Here is a 20,524-nt window from a genome sequence, read left to right on the forward strand (position 1 = left end):
ATTTCCGGTTTTTACTGAGATCTCTCCCACTGACGTATCATTTGGTCCACCCGAAACAGGTTGGCCAGGGTGAATAACATCGCCAGTTGGTTATCGTTTTTCAGCAGCCCCTTGTATCTGGCTTTCACGAAGCCGAACTGCCGCTTGATGATGCGAAACGGGTGCTCCACCTTGGCACGGATGCTGGCTTTCATGTATTCGATGTTGATGGCCGTTTTGTTCTTGCGCGGATGCTGCTTCAAGGTTTTTACCCTGCCGGGACGCCCGGCGATCAGCCAGTCCACATCCACCTCGGCCAGCTCCTCGCGCTGTGGCGCTCCTTGGTAGCCGGCATCGGCTGAGACAAATTGCTCCTCTCCATGAAGCAGATTACCCAGCTGATTGAGGTCATGCTCGTTGGCCGCGGTGGTGACCAGGCTGTGGGTCAGGCCACTCTTGGCATCGACACCAATGTGGGCCTTCATGCCAAAGTGCCACTGATTGCCTTTCTTGGTCTGATGCATCTCCGGATCGCGTTGCTGCTCTTTGTTCTTGGTCGAGCTGGGTGCCTCAATGATGGTGGCATCGACCAAGGTGCCTTGAGTCATCATGACGCCTGCTTCGGCCAGCCAGCGATTGATGGTCTTGAACAATTGGCGGGCCAGTTGATGCTGCTCCAGCAGGTGGCGGAAATTCATGATGGTGGTGCGGTCCGGCAGGGCGCTATCCAGGGATAATCGGGCAAACAGGCGCATGGAGGCGATTTCGTACAGGGCATCTTCCATGGCACCGTCGCTCAGGTTGTACCAATGCTGCATGCAGTGAATACGCAGCATGGTCTCCAGCGGATAGGGCCGTCGGCCATTGCCCGCCTTGGGATAAAACGGCTCGATGACAGCGGTCATATTCTGCCATGGCAGAATCTGCTCCATGCGGGAGAGGAAAATCTCTTTTCGGGTCTGACGGCGCTTAGTGCTGAATTCACTATCGGCGAAGGTGAGTTGATGGCTCATGATGTCCCTCTGGGATGCGCTCCGGATGAATATGATGATCTCATATCAGGAACTTGTTCGCACCTTCCCTAGAAAAGTTACGTGATGATCTAAAAGATAAAGAAGAACAAAACCGATTAGATGACTCTGATGACTCTGACGGCTCTGATGACTCTGACGGCTCTGATGACTCTGATGACTCTGACGGCTCTGACGGCTCTGATGACTCTGACGGCTCTGACGGCTCTGACGGCTCTGACGGCTCTGATGACTCTGACGGCTCTGACGGCTCTGATGACTCTGACGGCTCTGATGACTCTGACGGCTCTAATGACTCTGACGGCTCTGACGGCTCTGATGACTCTGACGGCTCTGATGACTCTGACGGCTCTGATGACTCTGATGGCTCTGACGGTTCTGATGGTTCTGTAACTTCTGCACGTACAACACAAAGTTTCTCACCAGCGCAATTAAGAAAGGCGATTGAAGATCTTGATGAATACCTAGACACAGAGGCTGAACAGGATAATTCTCATGATTTTCATGAAGCTATAAAAAAATCCATATCTCAAATGGCATCTTCTTTCAGTGATGCTGAAATTCAAAACTTTGGTTTTCGTTTTGGTTTTATCACTCTGACCGAGGAGGAGTATAATAATGCTCTAGCTCACTCTCGTGAGCTAAGAAAGTTACTTTCTTCTTTAAATAAGCAAACTGTACGGCGTAACAACAGGCTAACTGATCGTGGATCTCGTATTCATAGTAGAAAGCTTGTTGAAGTACCTATGGGTGCAACCTCTGTGTTTAAGAAAAACGGGGAGGGATACAAAAGGTCTGATGTAGGTGTAATAAACCTGCGTGATATCTCTGTATCAATGCATGACGTATCAGTTTTAGCCTTAAAAGCAAATCTTGCATTTACCCTTGCTTGTGAATCGGTGAACAATATTGATGTTGCTGATCTTGTTTATCCAGTTCAAAAAGAAGGTTATATAGATATACTTAAGTTTTTTAATAAATCTGTATCTAGTTGCTTTTCAAATTATGAAAATGTTTCTAGCGGATTACATACCCCAACTGCGACAGCGATTAATTCATGCGTGGAATATTTCTCACGTTTGAATTTCTCACGTAAAGTTATCTTTATTGCGACTGATGGTGACCCATCTGAATCAATAGATGATGTATGCTCTGCAGTTAAAAATGCTAAAAAACATGGCATAGATATTGTTTGTGTCGGTTATGGCATTGATAAACCTCTAGGCTTTGATGGTGTTTATTTTAAAAAAATAAACGATATCTCTGAATTAAATTCTTTGTATAAAGATTTAATCAGAAGCCTAGTTTAACTTCTATTATCTTCCCAAGCGGGCTTATATACCCGCATGGGTATGTTTGCTCGCCTTTAAGGAGCAAACATATGAAAGGTAATAAGTATATTAAACGTGTTCGCGTTGACTCTCGTCAATTAGACAGTGGGATGATTGGAACCAAGGTATACGTCACAGAAGGGGAAGTTGTTAATGGAATTATGCCGGTTGAACGATTAGTTCGTGATGCCACATTTTCCGAAGACAATTCCGAAGCAATGGATTCAGCAGTTGAAAGACTGGTGGCGAAATATATTGCTAATGGTTTCGAAGTCTTATAAATGATTGTGCCACTTCGTGGCACTTCTTTCATTCTGCGTTGTGGGTTTCTCAATGTTATCTGCATTGCAGTAGGCATTGTGAAACCCACAATGTCAGCTAGGAGAGTATTATGAGTCATTCTACAAATTATAATTCACCGGCTAAAACCCCTATGCAGTACGCGCAAGAAACTTTTGACCTTGTCAAATCTCATGTGCAGCAACTGGGTGGATGGCGTAATGTATTAACGTACTATCCTGAGTTTCAGGAGGCTTTAGAAAAAGCTCCACGTTCTGTCAAATGCCCGTTTACTGGTAGTGGCAAAACGAAATTCAGATTTAAAGATAGGACGCTAGAAAGTGTTCATGCTATTCATGAGGATTATCCCCATAATACTTTTATTGATGGCATTGATTTAATTGCTGAACTAAAAAGCATTAGTAAAACGCAGGCTGCAAAAAACATTCTTGAAATGCTTGGTGTTTCCAAGGATAGAAAGTTAACTGAAGCCGACCGTGTTAATATTGTTCTTTATGACAAAAAAGCTCAATCTTTTTCAGATATTGGTGAGGAAGAGAGACTTAGTCGTATAAATAAGTTAGAAGCCGTGTATAAATACACAAAATTTGTGACACCCGATTCATTGGTTGCTCGATATCTATCAGGGCGCGGTATAAAACGGATGCTCACAAAAATTCCAGCTAGTCTGGGGTTTAATGCTAAGATGAGATACTGGCCCGGTTCTAATAAGCCAGCCAGTTTTCATCCAACGATGGTTGCTATTTTTAACGATAAATTCGGTCGCAATTGCACTATCCATAAAACTCATCTTACTGATGATGGACTTAAAAAAGCTGATGTTGAAAACCCAAAGTTAATGATGAAACCGGTCTACCAGATGAATGGTGGTTCGATGCAGCTATTTAAACCAACTTACTGTGATGAAACTAAATCATGGTTTTTGGGGGTTAGTGAAGGTATTGAGAATGCGCTATCAGTAACTGAGGCGACTTCAATTCCTTGCTGGGCATCTTCAAGTTCAACATTTATGGAAATGCTGGAAATACCTGAGTATTTAATGCCACCTTCTGATTGCCAATTTATTGAATTGTCGATTTGGGCAGATAAAGATCGGGTAAATCCAAACACCGGTAATTCAGCTGGTGAGTCCGCTGCACGTGTTCTCAAGAGCCGTATGGAGCCCTTACTTGCTGAACGCTATCCTGAAGCAACAGTCCGGGTTGAGATTCATTTGCCTGAACTGGATATACCTGATGGTGCGAAAGGTGTCGATTGGAATGATGTATTAATGCTCAAGGGTCATGAAGCTTTCCCAGGCAAACTGGAAGAAAGATTTTTTGACTTGATTAAATAATTTCATAACCCATACAGGGAGAGTGCTCCCTGTGGGGCTCTCCCTTTTTTACTTTAGGAGAGCTAATTATGAACGTTTATTATGATTATGATATCGAATCGGTTTTTAACTGGGTTAAGGAACACTTCATTCTGAAGCATTCCGCTTCTCTTGTTAATAGCCCTTGGTATGACTACGACATAGAGATAGATTTGCGCTTAGTTAAGCAAGCGTTGATAAATGGTAATTTTGAATTTTTATATGTTGTTCGTGATCATGGCACAATGTTGCTTTTGCTTTCTGAGTTTCACTCCTCCAGGTCTCTAGACTGGGAAGGTAGCGAAAGCTTTGAGTACTATCATTGTAAGATGATAAGTAAACAAGGTATTAAGTTGACCAAAAAAGCAGCAGGTGAACTTTTAGATCGTGGGCCTTTACTCAACTCCTTCAGTGCCGGAAGTAAAAATTCCTATCTGAAAGAGATTTTAGAGTTTGTTAATAATAAAGGCTTTAACTTTTCCCCTGCAAAGTCACTTTTTGACTGTAAACGCATAGGAGACGAGTTAAACCTTCCCTCAATGAGTAACTTCATAGCAAGAGTTGAGAACCATATGCTCCGTATGAACTAATTACCCATTGTTGTCTATTAAAAAAAGAGCGCATATTTTATGCGCTTTTTTTTTGCCAAAAAATTTACTTGATCTTCCAGATTTAGCCCTTTAGTACAGAAAATTTGTCTTTCCTCTGTGATTTAATAGTCTCAAGGAGGAATGATGGACTACAAACACGAGTGCTATGACCTGGAAAAGTTACTTTTGGCTGATGATGAGTTTCTGCTCTACCTTTTGGGGGGGGAGAATGCAGAAGCTTTACGTAGTGACTTACAAATACGCTTTAACGCCGGTGAGCGACTTATAACTACTCAAGAATGCCCTGAATTTTCACCTGTCAAGGGCTGCCCTGGGCACGATTGCGAGACTATCGATGAGTAACCCGTTTGATCTTTCAATGTATGCATTAGTCGGCGTAATGGCTATCATAGCCGTTGCATCTACCTGGTATCCAAAAGACCGTAAAATTAACTTTTATATTTTCCTGTTGAGTATAGTCACTTTTTTGGGACTGGTTGTTTTGGGATTCCTTAACTGGTTCATTGAAGGCTCAGCTTATGGGGCTCTTGTCAGCTGCGTATGTATTATTTTCCTCTGCATGACCCGGCTCCGGTTGATTGTGTATCGCTATAACGTGAAGTCGAGTGTTAAACGAATTGTAGCTTCCGTTAAGGAAGGTAAAAGAGTGGCTTTTATTGCGCACCAAAATTTGGAGCTGAGGGAAGTCGTGGTATCAATGTTCAGCTCAATGCTTCCAGAGCAGTCGCGTGTTATACATGGGCCATTTGGTTTCGGAATGGATAATGAGATTGAATTCATTAAACAGCGAAACAGTGCAGATGAAGGGTATCTCGTTATTTTTCTTAACCAGCAAGACTCTTACTCCTGGTTAAAACTCATCGCGGGTGAATCACCTGAAAAAGCGATTGCGTACAACTTTGACTTCATCCCTGATCTGGAGAGTGAACATGAAACTAAATGAGACGTCTGGCGTATGCGAAGATGTGCATCTAAATACATTTGTCATCGACCCGGCAACAGCCCGACGTTTTGAGTGCGTTAAAGAGATGGTTCGTAAGCAGGGGTTCAATAACATCACGGAGCCGGAAATCATTGATGCCATATTGTCTGAAATAACAGCTGCAGATGCAGCCGGAATTTTTATTGAGTACAAGTTAAAAGCCACCAAACCTTTGCTTTCTACAGATTAGGGCTTTACAGAGCTTTTTTTTATGTTTTCATATTCATAAATTAGAAAATGAGAACCAGTAAATTGAATATGATTTTAAAAGAAGAAATTGTTTTGGGTATCTACAGCTGGCTTCATATGACTCCGGTCAGCATGCTGGTAAGAAACATAACCAGCGATCAGGGAGGGGATTACGCGATCGTCCGCTTTACCGTCGATAGCCGGGGGGTCCAGATGGGGCCTAAGGCACAGGGCCAGCTTCTTTGTTCATTCGGGTTTAATGTAAAGGAATCCTGTGAGGCCGACCCAAAAGACGGTCCAGGCCTCATAAAGGCCGAAATGATGAACGGTGTTATGCAGTTGGTACCGGAATGCATTGAGCTCACAGACAGCCAAACCCAGGCAATCAGGAAAGAAGTAACTGTGTTTAACAGGGTTTGTGCTATGCAACTCCTGGGGGGGCATGGGAATGCAAGGTCTCTGTGGGAGAAAGAAATTCTTCCCCGGATGAAAGTGCGCAGACAACTACATTGAGGCAAGGCGATGAGCAAAGTGCATTGTATTAGTGGTATTACCTGGAAAAACTCCGATAGCGCGTCTTTCAAAGTATATGCCAGCATTGCTGCTGTATTCAGCCTTGGCCTGGTCACAGCTACCGTCAGGAACTATGAAATTCTACAACTGACTGTTCCGTATACCTGGTATGTTTTCTTCACTGCATTCTGGCTTCTGTTCCCGTCCTTTACGGTCTCTTTCCGGGAGCGGGAAGGGCGTCTGTTTACCTCGATGGGTTTTTACGGGTTAAAACTGTTCACTCTCGATCGCCCTGTCTCCGATGGGTACTGGCTGGTCACGATGGAGAAAAACCGTTATCGCCTCGTCAGAGTATGCAGGGACGGGCGACGCCAGCCTGTATGGCTGACGTTTAAGTCTTTACCAGAGTTTGTTTAACGATTACCGTCGCACGTTCAGGAATACGATACGGGAGACGATATGAATACTGACTTTGCCCATTACAACGAAGAGCAACTACGCAAACTCGGTGAGCTGCACAGTTTACTCCGTCACAGCGATATCGGCTCATCTTACCTTGCCTCGCTCCCGGAGCCCCGTAGTGTTGAGGAGTTGAATCCGCCACAGGAAATCAATGTGACTCATTCGGTACCCGACGTCGACACCCTGGTGGATATTTACCGGCAGCAGCGGGTTGATAAAGTCCATGTCAGGGATGAGCATTATTCAACCAAAATCACCCGAAAATACCCCGGGTTCGTTGTGGTCAGAAACAATCATGATCAGGTGATGTCGCTGGTGGGTGAAATCAACCGGCTTCGTGACAAATTTGCTGATGCTGTAAAAGCTATCACTCATTACCAGGACTCCCGGTCAGAAATTCTGCACCAGGTTTACCCGTGGCTGGTGACTTTACAGGTGTCCCGTAATATCCGGATCGTTACTGAGCAAATTCGCTCCCTGGGGTTCACCTGGCAAATCCCTGTCATTCATAAATTTACCCGGCTGGAAACGGTTATCGACCGCTTACGCAGGGAGATAACTGAGCTCCAGCCGGATATCAGTCTGACAAAACAGGATGTTATACGGCTGAAACAGGAACGAACCGAAGAAATCATGATGCTGTCGTTGCTCAATGATGAAGTGAGTCATGACGATGAAAATTTGAGAAAATTTCGGCTTATCCGGGAAAGTAACTTTCCGGCTGTTAACGTCAATATCCGGTACACCAGTCCTGAAGATCCAGATGATGTTCATGGGCCGTACAAACTCAACTTTCGCGCGCCTTTACCATTAATTTTGTTCAGCGAACCGGGCCGGTTTAATCCGTTAAAAAATTACGTAAAAGGTGAAAGGCAGAAGCGCGGCGATTTTAATGAAAAATATCGTTCTGTCCTGCCCCGTATAGGGCTGGTGGAAGTCATCAGGGAGTCAAAATGAGCCGGATTTTAACCGGGATTTGTGAAGCTGATCCGGCCAGGAGGTTATACAAAGTGGCCGTCAGTAGGGGAAACACTTTTCTGTCTGCAAAAGAACGTTTTCGTGTACAGGTCTGTTTCAAAAATGCCATAACACATCCAGATGAAGATCGGCTGCTGGCCGAGCTGTTGACTGTTCATCACTTCCTGGCTGACACCTCTATTTTATGGCATATGGAGCAAAAAACTTATGCATGCACCACGACATGGGCCACCACGTCCACATGGCTGACAGAGATATATCAGCGCCAGGCCAGCACGCCCAATGTGGTAAAGATTATCAAATTTATGCACGCCCGGTTTCCAGGCCTTAAAACGGTTGCAGAAACAAATGAGCAGGGTTACGAACAGGCGCTTACCAGTGTGGATTTTGAAATTCCTTACTGGCCGGTGCTGCCGAAATTCGAATCTGATATAGGAACGATACAGGTAACGATTGCCGGGATGATCCGTTACACAGAAACGATGAGCAATAAAGATTGTAAAACCCCTCTCGACTTAATGATAAAAAGTTTTAAGTCAGGGTTGATCCCGATAGAGAAAATGCCGTTGAGTAAGACTGAAAGGCTTATGCCTCTGAATATCAACACCGCTGGTAAGATATTTACACACGCGACATGGCCGAGATGTCGTTACATTTTCGTACCGGATGAGGCGGGAGTAATGAAACTGGTTAACGTGGTCAAATTAAGATTAAAGCCTCTGGAGGAAAAATGACTTACGCTATTTTCTTGTTAGTAACTGCTGTTTGTGCATTCGGATTAAATTATCTGACAAACAAAATCTGTTCCGGTACGGGTATGATTAACCAGAGTGGAGGCTCTAATGTACACGCCTTACGGTGTATCACATCGTTCCTCCTTCTCCTTGTCTCACTCTGGCTTCCTGTCAAACCTGCCGTGATCAATCTGGCAGTAGAGTTTGCTGCACTGGTGAATTTCATTGCATCTGTCACTCTCTATACCGTTGCAAATTTCCGGGCAAAACGGAGATTAAAAAAACAAAGAAAAGAAGAAAAAGCTGCTCAAAAAGGATAATCCATGATATCGCCTCTCATTTTCATTCGTGAGACGCACCAGAACTGATTCAGGCACAGGGTAACATATTTTCAGGTTTCCTGGCTGCCTTCACAATTATTCCGAAGCAGGGAGCAATGTCAGCCGTTTTTAAATATCACCCGGAGTTTTCATGAATAATAAAAGAACGATTACCACTCGAGAGCAGATTAAAATTAATGGGGAAATTCGTGAGAGAACAGCAACCCATATTGTTACCGGTGCTCATGGGTACGAAACCCTTTGCATAAGTGGTTATATTGTCGAACATAACGAGATGGGTGAGGTTATCCATAACAGCGAAAAGTTAGCGGAAGATTTGTTACCTGTTACCTGCCCCACATGCAGGGTCATTTGGTATCACACCCATGAATTTACACTCGATGATTTTGACAGTCTTTCAGGAAAAGGGGATTTTGTTGTGACAGATTTGAAAGAACTGAATATCTGAAAAGTTCATAAGTGACCAGCGCTCAGAAACATGTTGCTGAGTGCTGGCGTTTCTCTCAGTAAAATCTATATGTCGTCCAGATGATTACGCATAAAGCTTACCATGGCTTTTTCACTGGCAAGATATCCACGGATATAACGGAAGACCATCTTTGGATCAGACCAGTTCCCCATCTCGGTAATCTTTTCCAGGGAGTACCCGGCCTTAAACAGCTCTATGGCTCCCCCCACACGCACACTGTGTCCTGTCCATGTCCGGTACCGCCCGGACTGTCGGTTACTGTCGCTGACCTTCCCGGCAATCCCCCAGAGGCGTGCAAATGCCTGGTTCAGTGAATTAGAGGACAGCATTCCAACATCTTCCCGTGATACCTTTGATTCATTCTGTAACTGCGTCAGTAACCCCTCACTGAATCCTGCTTTGACCAGCATCCTGTCTATGGATTTACCCCGGGATAGCTTACTGCTGGTGGACGGGAAATATCGGTTCGTATGGATGTTTACAGGCTGAAAAAGAAAACGGTGCCCGAAGGTTTCGGTATCGGTGTATTCCACCGTCTCAATCAACCGTCTGACATGCTGACTGCATTGTGGTGAGAGCTGAAATGTCAGGTTACTTGAAAGGCTTGTCTTGGTCCGCATGACATCCAGAAGGTAACAGGACGTGTCATTTTGCCATTTCAGGTCGCCGGTTTTAATCCTTCGAATTTCCACGTTACGCAGCAGGGTTTCAAACCCAACCCATATCATTGCAAGGTCCCGTATGTCTCTCAGGTCGTCGCTTTTATGCAGCGACCGGCGAAGAATATTGAGATCGGATATAAGAAATGGAAGGGCCTGACCGGTGACGATTTTTTTCTCATTCTCCCGCGCCCGCCATACCTGAACCAGTGCTTTTATCAGAACGTTGCGGAAGTCTGGAAAACCCAGGCTGCTGTTAACGCTTGAAAGGCATGCAATAAAATGAGAGATAGTCGCCATTTTAACGGATCCATTCAGCCCATTAATATAGCGCTCGACATCAACCGCTGTGACCGGGAAGGGGGTCAGACCGTGCCTGGCGCACCATGCAGACCAGACACTCGTGACCCTTAACTGACTTCTGGCCGTATTGTACCGGCGAAACCGCAACAGCTTGAGTGCATCCAGAGCACTTATGTCATCGGTTCGTGAGATAGCAACCAGTTTGGTTTTATCTGTCATGGGAAGATCTCATGTCTTTTCACTGATACTGTTTTTATAGCCAGTATAGTAACATTGTTTTTTTTCAAATCCAGGCAGAACGTGAATTAATCAAATGGCTTCTCTTGCCTGTGCGTGGAACTTCGTTTACTGTTTTCGAAAATAGCCAGTGTTTTTGAACATGCCCCGGAGCGTCGTTGTTGAAAAGCCCAAATGCGCACAGTAGCCTGAGAGAAACCTATCTCCTGAAGTTCAGAAAGTGCAGTACGACTGAAACCCTTGACCGAGTGTTTGAGCGTATCCTGGATAAATTAAATGATGAAGGTGGGGATATGAATAAGATAACCAGCCTGAACGGAGCTTATGATCACCGCAGGGCTGAGATCTACATGAAAAAAAACTATGACAAAATACCTGCTTCCATGTGGCATCTCATCCCCGATGAGATATGAATAATGTAATTAGACGCTGTTATTCCAGGTTTGATAAAAACGGATGATGTAGAATTCCTTTACTCATTTTTAACGAGGAATATACATGCGACGTAATGCACAAAAATGGATCCCGTTTGGATTTGATACGGATTCAAATAAAATTGTTGATATCGCCAGCGTTGAAAATGGGCTTTCGTGTAACTGTATCTGCCTCATCTGTGGGACCTCCCTGATTGCCAAACAGGGTCAAAATAAAAAATGGCATTTTAGCCACAGCACAGAAGTAAAAGGGGTTTGTAGTGAGCTCACACTACAACATATAAAAAAATACATAAAGGTGAAAATACAGGAAAAAAAATACCTTGCTCTCCCTCATCTTCTGCAGGGTAAGGAGAAAGGGATAGTTAACCTCAAAAATCTCGCTGGTGGTGGGATTGTTTGTGGCCTTAATGCTGACCTCACAGGGATATGTAACGATACGACAATCGGGATATTTATTAATGATACGTCGGAGGATATCCAGCCCAATCCAGACCTGTTAGCGCAAACAGACCAGCTGGCGCTGGTGGAGATCGATGCCGTTCGGATTGAAAGTATCATCGCTCCATATCGTGAGAATGGGGAAGGCATAAAGATGATGGATGCGATAGAAAAGTTACTTTTCGTTTCTGAGGAAGCGAAAAAATGGATCTACCATCCTATGATGAAGAAGGTTAAACACCATACTTTACACCAGTACCGGCGTGAGCTGTCTACCAGTGGAAATCAGATCCTTGCTTTAATTCCTCATGAACTTCCGATAAGCATGAACGCCCTCCCATCCTCCCCGGCACAGCAGTGGCATCACCTTCGAGCCACGATTAACCTTCTTTGTCGCCTGAGCCGTTCTGATATCCCTCAAGGCAGTATTGCCTTTGAAGAACTGGTTTATTATATCCCCCGGCTTCTGGAAGCATCTGAATCTATCAATGTTGCCGCCTACGAACGATGGTATGACTTCTATATACGGAAAAAAGGAGAGGGTGTACTGAATGAGGCTGAAATTGAATTTTTGTCTTTTATAGTGAAAATCATTAACTGGAACTTGTCCATACATAACCTTCCCACCTTCGATAGCAAGCAGGCCTTTCGGGATTGGTTTTTGCTAAATGATCCTAACAAGTCGCTATAGATCAATCTGTTTCTGCCCCGGGTTAAATCTGGCCTCCTGTACCGCTGGATGTGTGCTGTTTGGTTAAGATTCTTTTGATGCCAGCCGGGCGTATATCACGCTGCAGCAGGTCACGGCGATTTTAATGTCGACTGTAGTCGCTGGTAGTGTCAACGCTGGCGTGTTAACGGGGTCGGTGGAGGGGAATCATTCTCAACGCTGGCGGGTAAACGGATCCGCTACCGGTGCTCATCCTCAACGCTGGCGGGCAAACAGGGCCGCTGCCGGTGCTCATCCTGGGGTCAGTTTGGATATCGAAAATTATTGTACTATAAGGACTTCCCCGGCATGTCAAAGCCGGTATTTATGGTTTCTGTCTGCTCTTCAGTAAAAATAAAGGGGAGAGACTGCGGTACTATAAACGGCCATGATGAATCGTCATCGATTCGGGCCCTGATGAAAGACGCGCGTGAGGTTCTTGTTCGTTAAGCGGATACGTATATCCTGTACAATAGCCAGATAGGCCTCACGGGGTCTAACCCTTTATCATCAACGAATTGCAGGTCAGATGGTTATACAGCTTCGAGCTTTAGTTGACTGAGTACAGCCGGAAATCATCACCGTAATGTAGTGATGCCCAACACAGCCGCGCATTTTTGGCGGCGATGGCCACAACAGCCCGCCAGTACCCTCTGCGCTCAACCAACATACAAACCCAACGGCTGAATGAGTCAGTCCTTTTCCCGGCGCCAATAAGCACTGAACGAGCCCCTGAACCAGAAGCGTTCGCAGATACGAATCACCGGCTTTTGTGATCCTGCCGAGTTTCGACTTTCCCCCGCTGCTGTATTGTGATGGCGTCAGCCCCAGCCAGGCTGCCAGTTGACGTCCATTTTTAAAATCATGTGCATTACCGATACTGGCGACCAGTGCACAGGCCGTTGTGGGACCAACGCCCTTTAGCTCCATCAGCCGCTGACTGCGATGATCTGTTTTGGCTATGTGGGACAAAATTCGGTCATATTCAGTGATGTTAGCTTCAATGCGATCAACGTGTTCCATCAAATCATCAACACATTGCTGAACCTGAAGCGGTAAAGAGCTCTTCTGCACAGAAACCATGTGGCGCAGGGCATCAGCACTTTGTGGCGCGATGACACCGAATTCAGATATCAATCCTCGCAGACGATTATACGTTGCTGTTTTCTCTTCGATAAAACCCTGACGGGTACGATGTAAACACTGCATGGCCTGCTGGCTTTCGTCTTTCACTGGTACGAACCGCATATGCGGACGACGAACAGCTTCACAGATAGCCTGAGCATCAGCTGCATCATTTTTTCCTGATTTTCCGGCCATACGATAAGGCGATACAAACTTAGCAGCCATCAGACGTGGCTCATGACCATACTGCCGAAACAATCTTGCCCAGTAGTGAGCCCCGGAGCATGCTTCCATCCCGATAACACAGGGAGGCAAACTTGCAATTAACTCAGGAAGTGCAGCACGCGATACTTTAGGCTTAACCAGAACAGTTCTACCATTTTGATCAACACCGTGAACAGCAAACACATTTTTAGCAAGATCGATACCGACAGTCGTGATAGTCATAACGAATTCCTCCGGGACGATGTGTACCCCATGATTGCACAAGAGTTAATCAGGCGCATAATCAGGGGAAGTCCCTTCCATTCGTTAAGGTTGTTTTTTGACCTTTCTACTTTAGCTGGCCTCAGCCGACGAAACTTACCGGAAGCGGGTATCCGGTTGCTTTTCCAGATATAATCTCCTGTCAGATTGATGTGCTCCCAGCCTAAGGGCGACAAATGCGACAGCAGTTGCTCGTTGATCTTCACCCCTTTACGCTTCAGCGCATCGACCGCTCTTTCCATATAGACGGTATTCCACAGGGATATGGCAGCTGTCAGGAGCGTTAGTCCACTGGCGCGATAGCTCTGATTTTCCGGTTTTCGGTCCCTGATTTCACCCAGCCGGTGCAGGAATACCGCACGCGCCAGCGCGTTACGGGCTTCTCCTTTATTCAGTCCCGCCTGTACACGCCGACGCAGTGCCGGATCGCGGAACCAGTCGAGCATAAACAGCGTTCGTTCAATACGGCCAATTTCTCTCAATGCTTTGGCAAGTCCGTTTTGCTTGGGGTAGCTGGCAAGCTTTTTCAGCATCAGGGATGCCGTCACGGTTCCCTGCTTTATCGAGGTTGCCAGACGCAGCACTTCACGCCAGTGAATTTCGATCTCTTTCAGATTCAGGCTGGTCGTTGATATCAGTGACTGAAGCGGGCACTGTTGCAAAGTTAGCGATGAGGCAGCCTTTTGTCTTATTCAAAGGCCTTACATTTCAAAAACTCTGCTTACCAGGCGCATTTCGCCCAGGGGATCACCATAATAAAATGCTGAGGCCTGGCCTTTGCGTAGTGCACGCATCACCTCAATACCTTTGATGGTGGCGTAAGCCGTCTTCATGGATTTAAATCCCAGCGTGGCGCCGATTATCCGTTTCAGTTTGCCATGATCGCATTCAATCACGTTGTTCCGGTACTTAATCTGTCGGTGTTCAACGTCAGACGGGCACCGGCCTTCGCGTTTGAGCAGAGCAAGCGCGCGACCATAGGCGGGCGCTTTATCCGTGTTGATGAATCGCGGGATCTGCCACTTCTTCACGTTGTTGAGGATTTTACCCAGAAACCGGTATGCAGCTTTGCTGTTACGACGGGAGGAGAGATAAAAATCGACAGTGCGGCCCCGGCTGTCGACGGCCCGGTACAGATACGCCCAGCGGCCATTGACCTTCACGTAGGTTTCATCCATGTGCCACGGGCAAAGATCGGAAGGGTTACGCCAGTACCAGCGCAGCCGTTTTTCCATTTCAGGCGCATAACGCTGAACCCAGCGGTAAATCGTGGAGTGATCGACATTCACTCCGCGTTCAGCCAGCATCTCCTGCAGCTCACGGTAACTGATGCCGTATTTGCAGTACCAGCGTACGGCCCACAGAATGATGTCACGCTGAAAATGCCGGCCTTTGAATGGGTTCATGTGCAGCTCCATCAGCAAAAGGGGATGATAAGTTTATCACCACCGACTATTTGCAACAGTGCCCGATGACAGCGGTCATATTCTGCCATGGCAGAATCTGCTCCATGCGGGAGAGGAAAATCTCTTTTCGGGTCTGACGGCGCTTAGTGCTGAATTCACTATCGGCGAAGGTGAGTTGATGGCTCATGATGTCCCTCTGGGATGCGCTCCGGATGAATATGATGATCTCATATCAGGAACTTGTTCGCACCTTCCTTAGCCGTCTGTTTCGCCAGGAAACGGGAAAGTCACCGGCTAAAGCCATTGAAGGGCTTCGGCTGGAGGCTGCCAGGCTGATGATTGAACAAAGCCACCTGTCTCTGGATTCTATCGCCCGTGAATCAGGCTTTCGTGACGGACGCCATATGCGGGAAGTGTTTATCCGTGGTTACGGCATTCCGCCGCAGTCGTTACGCAGTGGGCGATAAACCCTGATACCCGCATTTTCACCCGAAAAGTGAAGGTATTAGCACAAAAAAAGGATTTTCAACCGCCGCCACGGGTGTATGCTTATGCCATCGCTTAACTCATCAAAAGGAATATGAAAATGCATGACGCTGTGACTATTGTGGCCACCATTACCGCGCATTCAGGCTCGCGTGAGAAAGTCCTTCAGGCGCTGAAGACGGTAGAGCGTGACGTCCAGGGCGAACCGGGCTGCGAGCTGTATCAACTGCATCTGAACCGCGAGAACGATCACCAGTTCGTGATGATTGAGCGCTGGCAGTCCGCGAAGATGCTGGAGCAACACGCTCAGGCTGCCCCTTTCGGCGCGCTGGTTCGCGCAATTGAAGGTATTGCGGATCTACAGGTCACAACCTTGACCACCTCCGTCTGACGAACGACCGGCTCGCTGGTTATCCGGCGAGTCGACGACCTGCCCGTGGCAATTGCCGATGGCTGAGAGCACAAAGGTGCGACGGTCGATAAACGAAAGCTCAGGGAAGGTGCGAACAAGTTCCTGATATGAGATCATCATATTCATCCGGAGCGCATCCCAGAGGGACATCATGAGCCATCAACTCACCTTCGCCGATAGTGAATTCAGCACTAAGCGCCGTCAGACCCGAAAAGAGATTTTCCTCTCCCGCATGGAGCAGATTCTGCCATGGCAGAATATGACCGCTGTCATCGAGCCGTTTTATCCCAAGGCGGGCAATGGCCGACGGCCCTATCCGCTGGAGACCATGCTGCGTATTCACTGCATGCAGCATTGGTACAACCTGAGCGACGGTGCCATGGAAGATGCCCTGTACGAAATCGCCTCCATGCGCCTGTTTGCCCGATTATCCCTGGATAGCGCCCTGCCGGATCGCACCACCATCATGAATTTCCGCCACCTGCTCGAGCAGCATCAACTGGCCCGTCAATTGTTCAAGACCATCAATCGCTGGCTGGCCGAAGCAGGCGTCATGATGACCCAAGGCACTTTGGTGGATGCCATCATCATTGAGGCACCCAGCTCTACCAAGAACAAAGAGCAGCAACGCGATCCGGAGATGCATCAGACCAAGAAAGGCAATCAGTGGCACTTTGGCATGAAGGCCCACATTGGTGTCGATGCCAAGAGTGGCCTGACCCACAGCCTGGTCACCACCGCGGCCAACGAGCATGACCTCAATCAGCTGGGTAATCTGCTTCATGGAGAGGAGCAATTTGTCTCAGCCGATGCCGGCTACCAAGGAGCGCCACAGCGCGAGGAGCTGGCCGAGGTGGATGTGGACTGGCTGATCGCCGGGCGTCCCGGCAGGGTAAAAACCTTGAAGCAGCATCCGCGCAAGAACAAAACGGCCATCAACATCGAATACATGAAAGCCAGCATCCGTGCCAAGGTGGAGCACCCGTTTCGCATCATCAAGCGGCAGTTCGGCTTCGTGAAAGCCAGATACAAGGGGCTGCTGAAAAACGATAACCAACTGGCGATGTTATTCACCCTGGCCAACCTGTTTCGGGTGGACCAAATGATACGTCAGTGGGAGAGATCTCAGTAAAAACCGGAAATAACGCCAGAAATGGTGGAAAAAATAGCCTAAATAGGCTGATTCGATGTGTTTGCGGGAAAAAAATCGGCCCAGATCCGCGAAATTTTAATCAGCGAGTCAGCTTGGGAAGAAATGACCTGCTTATTCGCACCTTCCTTAGAGAACAATTTATTGAATTCAATGAATTGTTGCTTTTTGAGGACCTGAATTTGTTTAATCAAAGAATGGCTGAATATCTGGTGCTGTATAACAGCAAAAGGCCACATAAATCACTCGAACTGATGACGCCAGTGGACTATATTTTACGTGAGAGTAAAAATTGCAATATGTGGTGGACCCATACAACCTGAAGCGAGAAGGTATATTATGAGCTATCGTATGTTTGATTATCTGGTGCCAAACGTTAACTTTTTTGGCCCCAACGCCATTTCCGTAGTCGGCGAACGCTGCCAGCTGCTGGGGGGGAAAAAAGCCCTGCTGGTCACCGACAAAGGCCTGCGGGCAATTAAAGATGGCGCGGTGGACAAAACCCTGCATTATCTGCGGGAGGCCGGGATCGAGGTGGCGATCTTTGACGGCGTCGAGCCGAACCCGAAAGACACCAACGTGCGCGACGGCCTCGCCGTGTTTCGCCGCGAACAGTGCGACATCATCGTCACCGTGGGCGGCGGCAGCCCGCACGATTGCGGCAAAGGCATCGGCATCGCCGCCACCCATGAGGGCGATCTGTACCAGTATGCCGGAATCGAGACCCTGACCAACCCGCTGCCGCCTATCGTCGCGGTCAATACCACCGCCGGCACCGCCAGCGAGGTCACCCGCCACTGCGTCCTGACCAACACCGAAACCAAAGTGAAGTTTGTGATCGTCAGCTGGCGCAACCTGCCGTCGGTCTCTATCAACGATCCGCTGCTGATGATCGGTAAACCGGCCGCCCTGACCGCGGCGACCGGGATGGATGCCCTGACCCACGCCGTAGAGGCCTATATCTCCAAAGACGCTAACCCGGTGACGGACGCCGCCGCCATGCAGGCGATCCGCCTCATCGCCCGCAACCTGCGCCAGGCCGTGGCCCTCGGCAGCAATCTGCAGGCGCGGGAAAACATGGCCTATGCCTCTCTGCTGGCCGGGATGGCTTTCAATAACGCCAACCTCGGCTACGTGCACGCCATGGCGCACCAGCTGGGCGGCCTGTACGACATGCCGCACGGCGTGGCCAACGCTGTCCTGCTGCCGCATGTGGCCCGCTACAACCTGATCGCCAACCCGGAGAAATTCGCCGAGATTGCTGAACTGATGGGCGAAAATATCACCGGACTGTCCACTCTCGACGCGGCGGAAAAAGCCATCGCCGCTATCACGCGTCTGTCGATGGATATCGGTATTCCGCAGCATCTGCGCGATCTGGGAGTAAAAGAGGCCGACTTCCCCTACATGGCTGAGATGGCTCTGAAAGACGGCAATGCGTTCTCGAACCCGCGTAAAGGCAACGAGCAGGAGATTGCCGCGATTTTCCGCCAGGCATTCTGAGTGTTAACGAGGGGACCGTCATGTCGCTTTCACCGCCAGGCGTACGCCTGTTTTACGATCCGCGCGGGCACCATGCCGGCGCCATCAATGAGCTGTGCTGGGGGCTGGAGGAGCAGGGGGTCCCCTGCCAGACCATAACCTATGACGGAGGCGGTGACGCCGCTGCGCTGGGCTCCCTGGCGGCCAGAAGCTCGCCCCTGCGGGTGGGGGCACTGTTGCAAATAGTCGGTGGTGATAAACTTATCATCCCCTTTTGCTGATGGAGCTGCACATGAACCCATTCAAAGGCCGGCATTTTCAGCGTGACATCATTCTGTGGGCCGTACGCTGGTACTGCAAATACGGCATCAGTTACCGTGAGCTGCAGGAGATGCTGGCTGAACGCGGAGTGAATGTCGATCACTCCACGATTTACCGCTGGGTTCAGCGTTATGCGCCTGAAATGGAAAAACGGCTGCGCTGGTACTGGCGTAACCCTTCCGATCTTTGCCCGTGGCACATGGATGAAACCTACGTGAAGGTCAATGGCCGCTGGGCGTATCTGTACCGGGCCGTCGACAGCCGGGGCCGCACTGTCGATTTTTATCTCTCCTCCCGTCGTAACAGCAAAGCTGCATACCGGTTTCTGGGTAAAATCCTCAACAACGTGAAGAAGTGGCAGATCCCGCGATTCATCAACACGGATAAAGCGCCCGCCTATGGTCGCGCGCTTGCTCTGCTCAAACGCGAAGGCCGGTGCCCGTCTGACGTTGAACACCGACAGATTAAGTACCGGAACAACGTGATTGAATGCGATCATGGCAAACTGAAACGGATAATCGGCGCCACGCTGGGATTTAAATCCATGAAGACGGCTTACGGCACCATCAAAGGTATTGAGGTGATGCGTGCACTACGCAAAGGCCAGGCCTCAGCATTTTATTATGGTGATCCCCTGGGCGAAATGCGCCTGGTAAGCAGAGTTTTTGAAATGTAAGGCCTTTGAATAAGACAAAAGGCTGCCTCATCGCTAACTTTGCAACAGTGCCTACCAGTGCACTCAACTCAGAGAGGCTCTGTCTGGCATGTCTAAGCGGTTGAGTGGCTCCCGCATGTTTTTCTTCCAGATCGTCAAAATCATCAGTCAATTCGGCAGATATGAGCCATTTCAGGTCCAGTTCGCATACAGCGCCATCCTCAGTGATTAGCAGAATCGCTAAAGAGTAAAAATCTCGTTGTGTACACGGGAAATTAAAGTTCGAATCACGAACCCAGGAGCAATCACCGTCAACCGAGCTGACCATCAGGGAAAGCACAGGATCACCGGTTTCAATCCACGTCAAAAGTTGGGCAAAATCTCTCTCGTTACTCGGCCAACATGCCGCCTTATTTAACCGGTCAAGCCAGTCATCCAGCGTTGCATTTTCAAGAACCGGGATGACGTGCTTCAGCCAGGTGATTCTGTACTGAAGATAATTTTCTCCGTGGGGATGTTCTTCGCTTTCAAGTTTGGCCAGCTCCGCAATAGAATCCGTTTTCCAGGACTCAATGGCAGTCGAAAAATCCCGTTCGAGAGCGGCCCGGTCATATCCGTTCAGCTGTAACCGTCGGCGCATCTGTGCCACGGTCGTCCGATAGCCGATAAACGTTCCTTCTGACCAGCTCCCGTCCTCGTCTTTGACAATCTCCCTGACACGATCGGCCTTCTGAAAATACCATTGATGATAGTCATTCTGCGTATCGTACAGAGTGAAGTTACCGATAGAGATATCTGTCCACGTTGACATCGAACACCCTCAATGTAATACATTTGAAATTCATTTGTATTTGTTATTGTGTTTCTAAGAGGTACCAGATAATAACTACATAAGACATACATTTGTAATTCAAAGGAATTTCAAATGTAATTCATTTATATAC

At 47.9% G+C, this 20,524-nt stretch carries 23 protein-coding genes and 6 pseudogenes; 22 read left to right on the forward strand and 7 right to left on the reverse strand.

The genetic code is table 11. The annotated features are described in order from the left end of the window. Window positions 1–11: 11 nt before the first annotated feature. Window positions 12–992, reverse strand: coding sequence for an IS5-like element ISKpn26 family transposase (locus tag BJF97_RS30295; RefSeq protein WP_070082752.1), 981 nt, complete (start codon window positions 990–992; stop codon window positions 12–14). 53 nt (window positions 993–1,045) lie between these two features. Here BJF97_RS30295 and BJF97_RS35295 point away from each other — a divergent pair, with 53 nt between their 5' ends. The 13 genes from BJF97_RS35295 to BJF97_RS30360 all read left to right on the forward strand — a co-directional run bounded on the left by BJF97_RS35295 (window position 1,046) and on the right by BJF97_RS30360 (window position 9,253). Next, the gene (locus BJF97_RS35295) at window positions 1,046–2,320 is read left to right on the forward strand and encodes a VWA domain-containing protein (protein ID WP_228706710.1); all 1,275 of its coding nucleotides are present in this window, start codon (window positions 1,046–1,048) and stop codon (window positions 2,318–2,320) included. A gap of 71 nt (window positions 2,321–2,391) precedes the next feature. Continuing rightward, entirely contained in the window at window positions 2,392–2,622 is a 231-nt protein-coding gene (locus tag BJF97_RS30305; RefSeq protein WP_004181768.1) for a hypothetical protein, read from the forward strand. Window positions 2,623–2,732: 110 nt separating this feature from the next. Beyond that, window positions 2,733–3,977, forward strand: a complete 1,245-nt coding sequence (locus tag BJF97_RS30310) for a DUF7146 domain-containing protein (protein WP_004181767.1) — start codon at window positions 2,733–2,735, stop codon at window positions 3,975–3,977. A gap of 68 nt (window positions 3,978–4,045) precedes the next feature. Continuing rightward, window positions 4,046–4,585: a hypothetical protein gene (locus BJF97_RS30315; protein ID WP_004181766.1), complete on the forward strand. Its 540-nt coding sequence runs from the start codon at window positions 4,046–4,048 to the stop codon at window positions 4,583–4,585. 141 nt (window positions 4,586–4,726) lie between these two features. Continuing rightward, on the forward strand, window positions 4,727–4,948 hold the full coding sequence (locus tag BJF97_RS30320; protein ID WP_223175070.1) for a hypothetical protein: 222 nt from the start codon (window positions 4,727–4,729) through the stop codon (window positions 4,946–4,948). Continuing rightward, window positions 4,941–5,549, forward strand: a complete 609-nt coding sequence (locus BJF97_RS30325) for a hypothetical protein (protein WP_004181764.1) — start codon at window positions 4,941–4,943, stop codon at window positions 5,547–5,549. The genes BJF97_RS30320 and BJF97_RS30325 overlap by 8 nt, the downstream gene beginning before the upstream one ends. Beyond that, window positions 5,536–5,778, forward strand: a complete 243-nt coding sequence (locus BJF97_RS30330; RefSeq protein ID WP_004181763.1) for a hypothetical protein — start codon at window positions 5,536–5,538, stop codon at window positions 5,776–5,778. The genes BJF97_RS30325 and BJF97_RS30330 overlap by 14 nt, the downstream gene beginning before the upstream one ends. Before the next feature lie 47 nt (window positions 5,779–5,825). After that, window positions 5,826–6,290 (forward strand): hypothetical protein, encoded by a 465-nt coding sequence (locus BJF97_RS30335; RefSeq protein ID WP_004181762.1) that lies wholly within the window; start codon window positions 5,826–5,828, stop codon window positions 6,288–6,290. 9 nt (window positions 6,291–6,299) lie between these two features. After that, entirely contained in the window at window positions 6,300–6,707 is a 408-nt protein-coding gene (locus tag BJF97_RS30340) for a hypothetical protein (RefSeq protein WP_004186937.1), read from the forward strand. 42 nt (window positions 6,708–6,749) lie between these two features. Next, window positions 6,750–7,709, forward strand: coding sequence for a DNA replication terminus site-binding protein (locus BJF97_RS30345; protein ID WP_070083082.1), 960 nt, complete (start codon window positions 6,750–6,752; stop codon window positions 7,707–7,709). After that, entirely contained in the window at window positions 7,706–8,464 is a 759-nt protein-coding gene (locus BJF97_RS30350; protein WP_070083083.1) for a hypothetical protein, read from the forward strand. The genes BJF97_RS30345 and BJF97_RS30350 overlap by 4 nt, the downstream gene beginning before the upstream one ends. Next, on the forward strand, window positions 8,461–8,784 hold the full coding sequence (locus tag BJF97_RS30355) for a hypothetical protein (protein WP_004186935.1): 324 nt from the start codon (window positions 8,461–8,463) through the stop codon (window positions 8,782–8,784). Before BJF97_RS30350 ends, BJF97_RS30355 begins: the two co-directional genes overlap by 4 nt. 151 nt (window positions 8,785–8,935) lie before the next feature. Next, window positions 8,936–9,253 carry a hypothetical protein gene (locus BJF97_RS30360; RefSeq protein ID WP_004026552.1) on the forward strand — a complete coding sequence of 106 codons (318 nt, stop codon included), beginning with the start codon at window positions 8,936–8,938 and terminating at the stop codon, window positions 9,251–9,253. A 65-nt stretch (window positions 9,254–9,318) separates the two neighbouring features. Here BJF97_RS30360 and BJF97_RS30365 read toward each other — a convergent pair whose 3' ends face one another. Beyond that, window positions 9,319–10,455 (reverse strand): tyrosine-type recombinase/integrase, encoded by a 1,137-nt coding sequence (locus tag BJF97_RS30365; RefSeq protein WP_004186933.1) that lies wholly within the window; start codon window positions 10,453–10,455, stop codon window positions 9,319–9,321. Between the two features lie 176 nt (window positions 10,456–10,631). On the opposite strand from BJF97_RS30365, the gene BJF97_RS30370 reads away from it, so the two are divergent. Both BJF97_RS30370 and BJF97_RS30375 read left to right on the forward strand, forming a co-directional pair. After that, window positions 10,632–10,886: an Hha/YmoA family nucleoid-associated regulatory protein gene (locus BJF97_RS30370; RefSeq protein ID WP_004186931.1), complete on the forward strand. Its 255-nt coding sequence runs from the start codon at window positions 10,632–10,634 to the stop codon at window positions 10,884–10,886. 85 nt (window positions 10,887–10,971) lie between these two features. Beyond that, entirely contained in the window at window positions 10,972–12,039 is a 1,068-nt protein-coding gene (locus BJF97_RS30375) for a hypothetical protein (RefSeq protein ID WP_004197570.1), read from the forward strand. Window positions 12,040–12,607: 568 nt separating this feature from the next. Here BJF97_RS30375 and BJF97_RS30380 read toward each other — a convergent pair. The 4 genes and pseudogenes from BJF97_RS30380 to BJF97_RS34525 all read right to left on the reverse strand — a co-directional run. Then, window positions 12,608–13,629: pseudogene (locus BJF97_RS30380) on the reverse strand (IS110 family transposase). Window positions 13,630–13,713: 84 nt separating this feature from the next. After that, a pseudogene (locus BJF97_RS30385) lies at window positions 13,714–14,315 on the reverse strand (Tn3 family transposase); the annotation flags it as partial. Window positions 14,316–14,369: 54 nt separating this feature from the next. Then, window positions 14,370–15,074: an IS6-like element IS26 family transposase gene (locus BJF97_RS30390; protein WP_001067855.1), complete on the reverse strand. Its 705-nt coding sequence runs from the start codon at window positions 15,072–15,074 to the stop codon at window positions 14,370–14,372. A gap of 64 nt (window positions 15,075–15,138) precedes the next feature. Beyond that, a pseudogene (locus BJF97_RS34525) lies at window positions 15,139–15,261 on the reverse strand (IS5/IS1182 family transposase); the annotation flags it as partial. A 67-nt stretch (window positions 15,262–15,328) separates the two neighbouring features. On the opposite strand from BJF97_RS34525, the pseudogene BJF97_RS30400 reads away from it, so the two are divergent. The 7 genes and pseudogenes from BJF97_RS30400 to BJF97_RS30430 all read left to right on the forward strand — a co-directional run. Continuing rightward, window positions 15,329–15,541 (forward strand): annotated as a pseudogene (locus BJF97_RS30400) (helix-turn-helix domain-containing protein); the annotation flags it as partial. Window positions 15,542–15,660: 119 nt separating this feature from the next. Continuing rightward, window positions 15,661–15,951, forward strand: a complete 291-nt coding sequence (locus BJF97_RS30405) for a putative quinol monooxygenase (protein ID WP_016241603.1) — start codon at window positions 15,661–15,663, stop codon at window positions 15,949–15,951. 172 nt (window positions 15,952–16,123) lie between these two features. Further along, window positions 16,124–17,104 carry an IS5-like element ISKpn26 family transposase gene (locus BJF97_RS30410; RefSeq protein ID WP_070083085.1) on the forward strand — a complete coding sequence of 327 codons (981 nt, stop codon included), beginning with the start codon at window positions 16,124–16,126 and terminating at the stop codon, window positions 17,102–17,104. A gap of 146 nt (window positions 17,105–17,250) precedes the next feature. Next, window positions 17,251–17,445 (forward strand): annotated as a pseudogene (locus BJF97_RS34875) (IS3 family transposase); the annotation flags it as partial. Window positions 17,446–17,461: 16 nt separating this feature from the next. Next, window positions 17,462–18,625, forward strand: coding sequence for a 1,3-propanediol dehydrogenase (gene dhaT / locus BJF97_RS30420; RefSeq protein ID WP_023336801.1), 1,164 nt, complete (start codon window positions 17,462–17,464; stop codon window positions 18,623–18,625). A gap of 20 nt (window positions 18,626–18,645) precedes the next feature. Next, a pseudogene (locus tag BJF97_RS30425) lies at window positions 18,646–18,855 on the forward strand (glycerol dehydratase reactivase beta/small subunit family protein); the annotation flags it as partial. A 41-nt stretch (window positions 18,856–18,896) separates the two neighbouring features. Further along, window positions 18,897–19,601: an IS6-like element IS26 family transposase gene (locus BJF97_RS30430; RefSeq protein WP_059331711.1), complete on the forward strand. Its 705-nt coding sequence runs from the start codon at window positions 18,897–18,899 to the stop codon at window positions 19,599–19,601. Here BJF97_RS30430 and BJF97_RS34880 read toward each other — a convergent pair. Beyond that, a complete protein-coding gene (locus BJF97_RS34880; protein ID WP_071532009.1) occupies window positions 19,492–20,391 on the reverse strand; it encodes a HEPN/Toprim-associated domain-containing protein in 900 nt (299 codons plus the stop codon). The two genes, BJF97_RS30430 and BJF97_RS34880, sit on opposite strands and share 110 nt — an antisense overlap. Window positions 20,392–20,524: the final 133 nt, after the last annotated feature.

The sequence above is a fragment of the Klebsiella sp. LTGPAF-6F genome (assembly GCF_001753185.1).
GTDB classification, from domain to species: domain Bacteria; phylum Pseudomonadota; class Gammaproteobacteria; order Enterobacterales; family Enterobacteriaceae; genus Klebsiella; species Klebsiella michiganensis.

Coding starts and splice junctions, on each gene's coding strand:
- BJF97_RS30405 (WP_016241603.1), top strand. CDS start 15,661: ATGCATGACGCTGTGACTATTGTGGCCACCATTACCGCGCATTCAGGC.
- dhaT (WP_023336801.1), top strand. CDS start 17,462: ATGAGCTATCGTATGTTTGATTATCTGGTGCCAAACGTTAACTTTTTT.
- BJF97_RS30430 (WP_059331711.1), top strand. CDS start 18,897: ATGAACCCATTCAAAGGCCGGCATTTTCAGCGTGACATCATTCTGTGG.
- BJF97_RS30360 (WP_004026552.1), top strand. CDS start 8,936: ATGAATAATAAAAGAACGATTACCACTCGAGAGCAGATTAAAATTAAT.
- BJF97_RS30310 (WP_004181767.1), top strand. CDS start 2,733: ATGAGTCATTCTACAAATTATAATTCACCGGCTAAAACCCCTATGCAG.
- BJF97_RS30320 (WP_223175070.1), top strand. CDS start 4,727: ATGATGGACTACAAACACGAGTGCTATGACCTGGAAAAGTTACTTTTG.
- BJF97_RS30345 (WP_070083082.1), top strand. CDS start 6,750: ATGAATACTGACTTTGCCCATTACAACGAAGAGCAACTACGCAAACTC.
- BJF97_RS30355 (WP_004186935.1), top strand. CDS start 8,461: ATGACTTACGCTATTTTCTTGTTAGTAACTGCTGTTTGTGCATTCGGA.
- BJF97_RS30315 (WP_004181766.1), top strand. CDS start 4,046: ATGAACGTTTATTATGATTATGATATCGAATCGGTTTTTAACTGGGTT.
- BJF97_RS30325 (WP_004181764.1), top strand. CDS start 4,941: ATGAGTAACCCGTTTGATCTTTCAATGTATGCATTAGTCGGCGTAATG.
- BJF97_RS34880 (WP_071532009.1), bottom strand. CDS start 20,391: ATGTCAACGTGGACAGATATCTCTATCGGTAACTTCACTCTGTACGAT.
- BJF97_RS30390 (WP_001067855.1), bottom strand. CDS start 15,074: ATGAACCCATTCAAAGGCCGGCATTTTCAGCGTGACATCATTCTGTGG.
- BJF97_RS30375 (WP_004197570.1), top strand. CDS start 10,972: ATGCGACGTAATGCACAAAAATGGATCCCGTTTGGATTTGATACGGAT.
- BJF97_RS30305 (WP_004181768.1), top strand. CDS start 2,392: ATGAAAGGTAATAAGTATATTAAACGTGTTCGCGTTGACTCTCGTCAA.
- BJF97_RS30340 (WP_004186937.1), top strand. CDS start 6,300: ATGAGCAAAGTGCATTGTATTAGTGGTATTACCTGGAAAAACTCCGAT.
- BJF97_RS30330 (WP_004181763.1), top strand. CDS start 5,536: ATGAAACTAAATGAGACGTCTGGCGTATGCGAAGATGTGCATCTAAAT.
- BJF97_RS30350 (WP_070083083.1), top strand. CDS start 7,706: ATGAGCCGGATTTTAACCGGGATTTGTGAAGCTGATCCGGCCAGGAGG.
- BJF97_RS30335 (WP_004181762.1), top strand. CDS start 5,826: ATGAGAACCAGTAAATTGAATATGATTTTAAAAGAAGAAATTGTTTTG.
- BJF97_RS30295 (WP_070082752.1), bottom strand. CDS start 992: ATGAGCCATCAACTCACCTTCGCCGATAGTGAATTCAGCACTAAGCGC.
- BJF97_RS30410 (WP_070083085.1), top strand. CDS start 16,124: ATGAGCCATCAACTCACCTTCGCCGATAGTGAATTCAGCACTAAGCGC.
- BJF97_RS30365 (WP_004186933.1), bottom strand. CDS start 10,455: ATGACAGATAAAACCAAACTGGTTGCTATCTCACGAACCGATGACATA.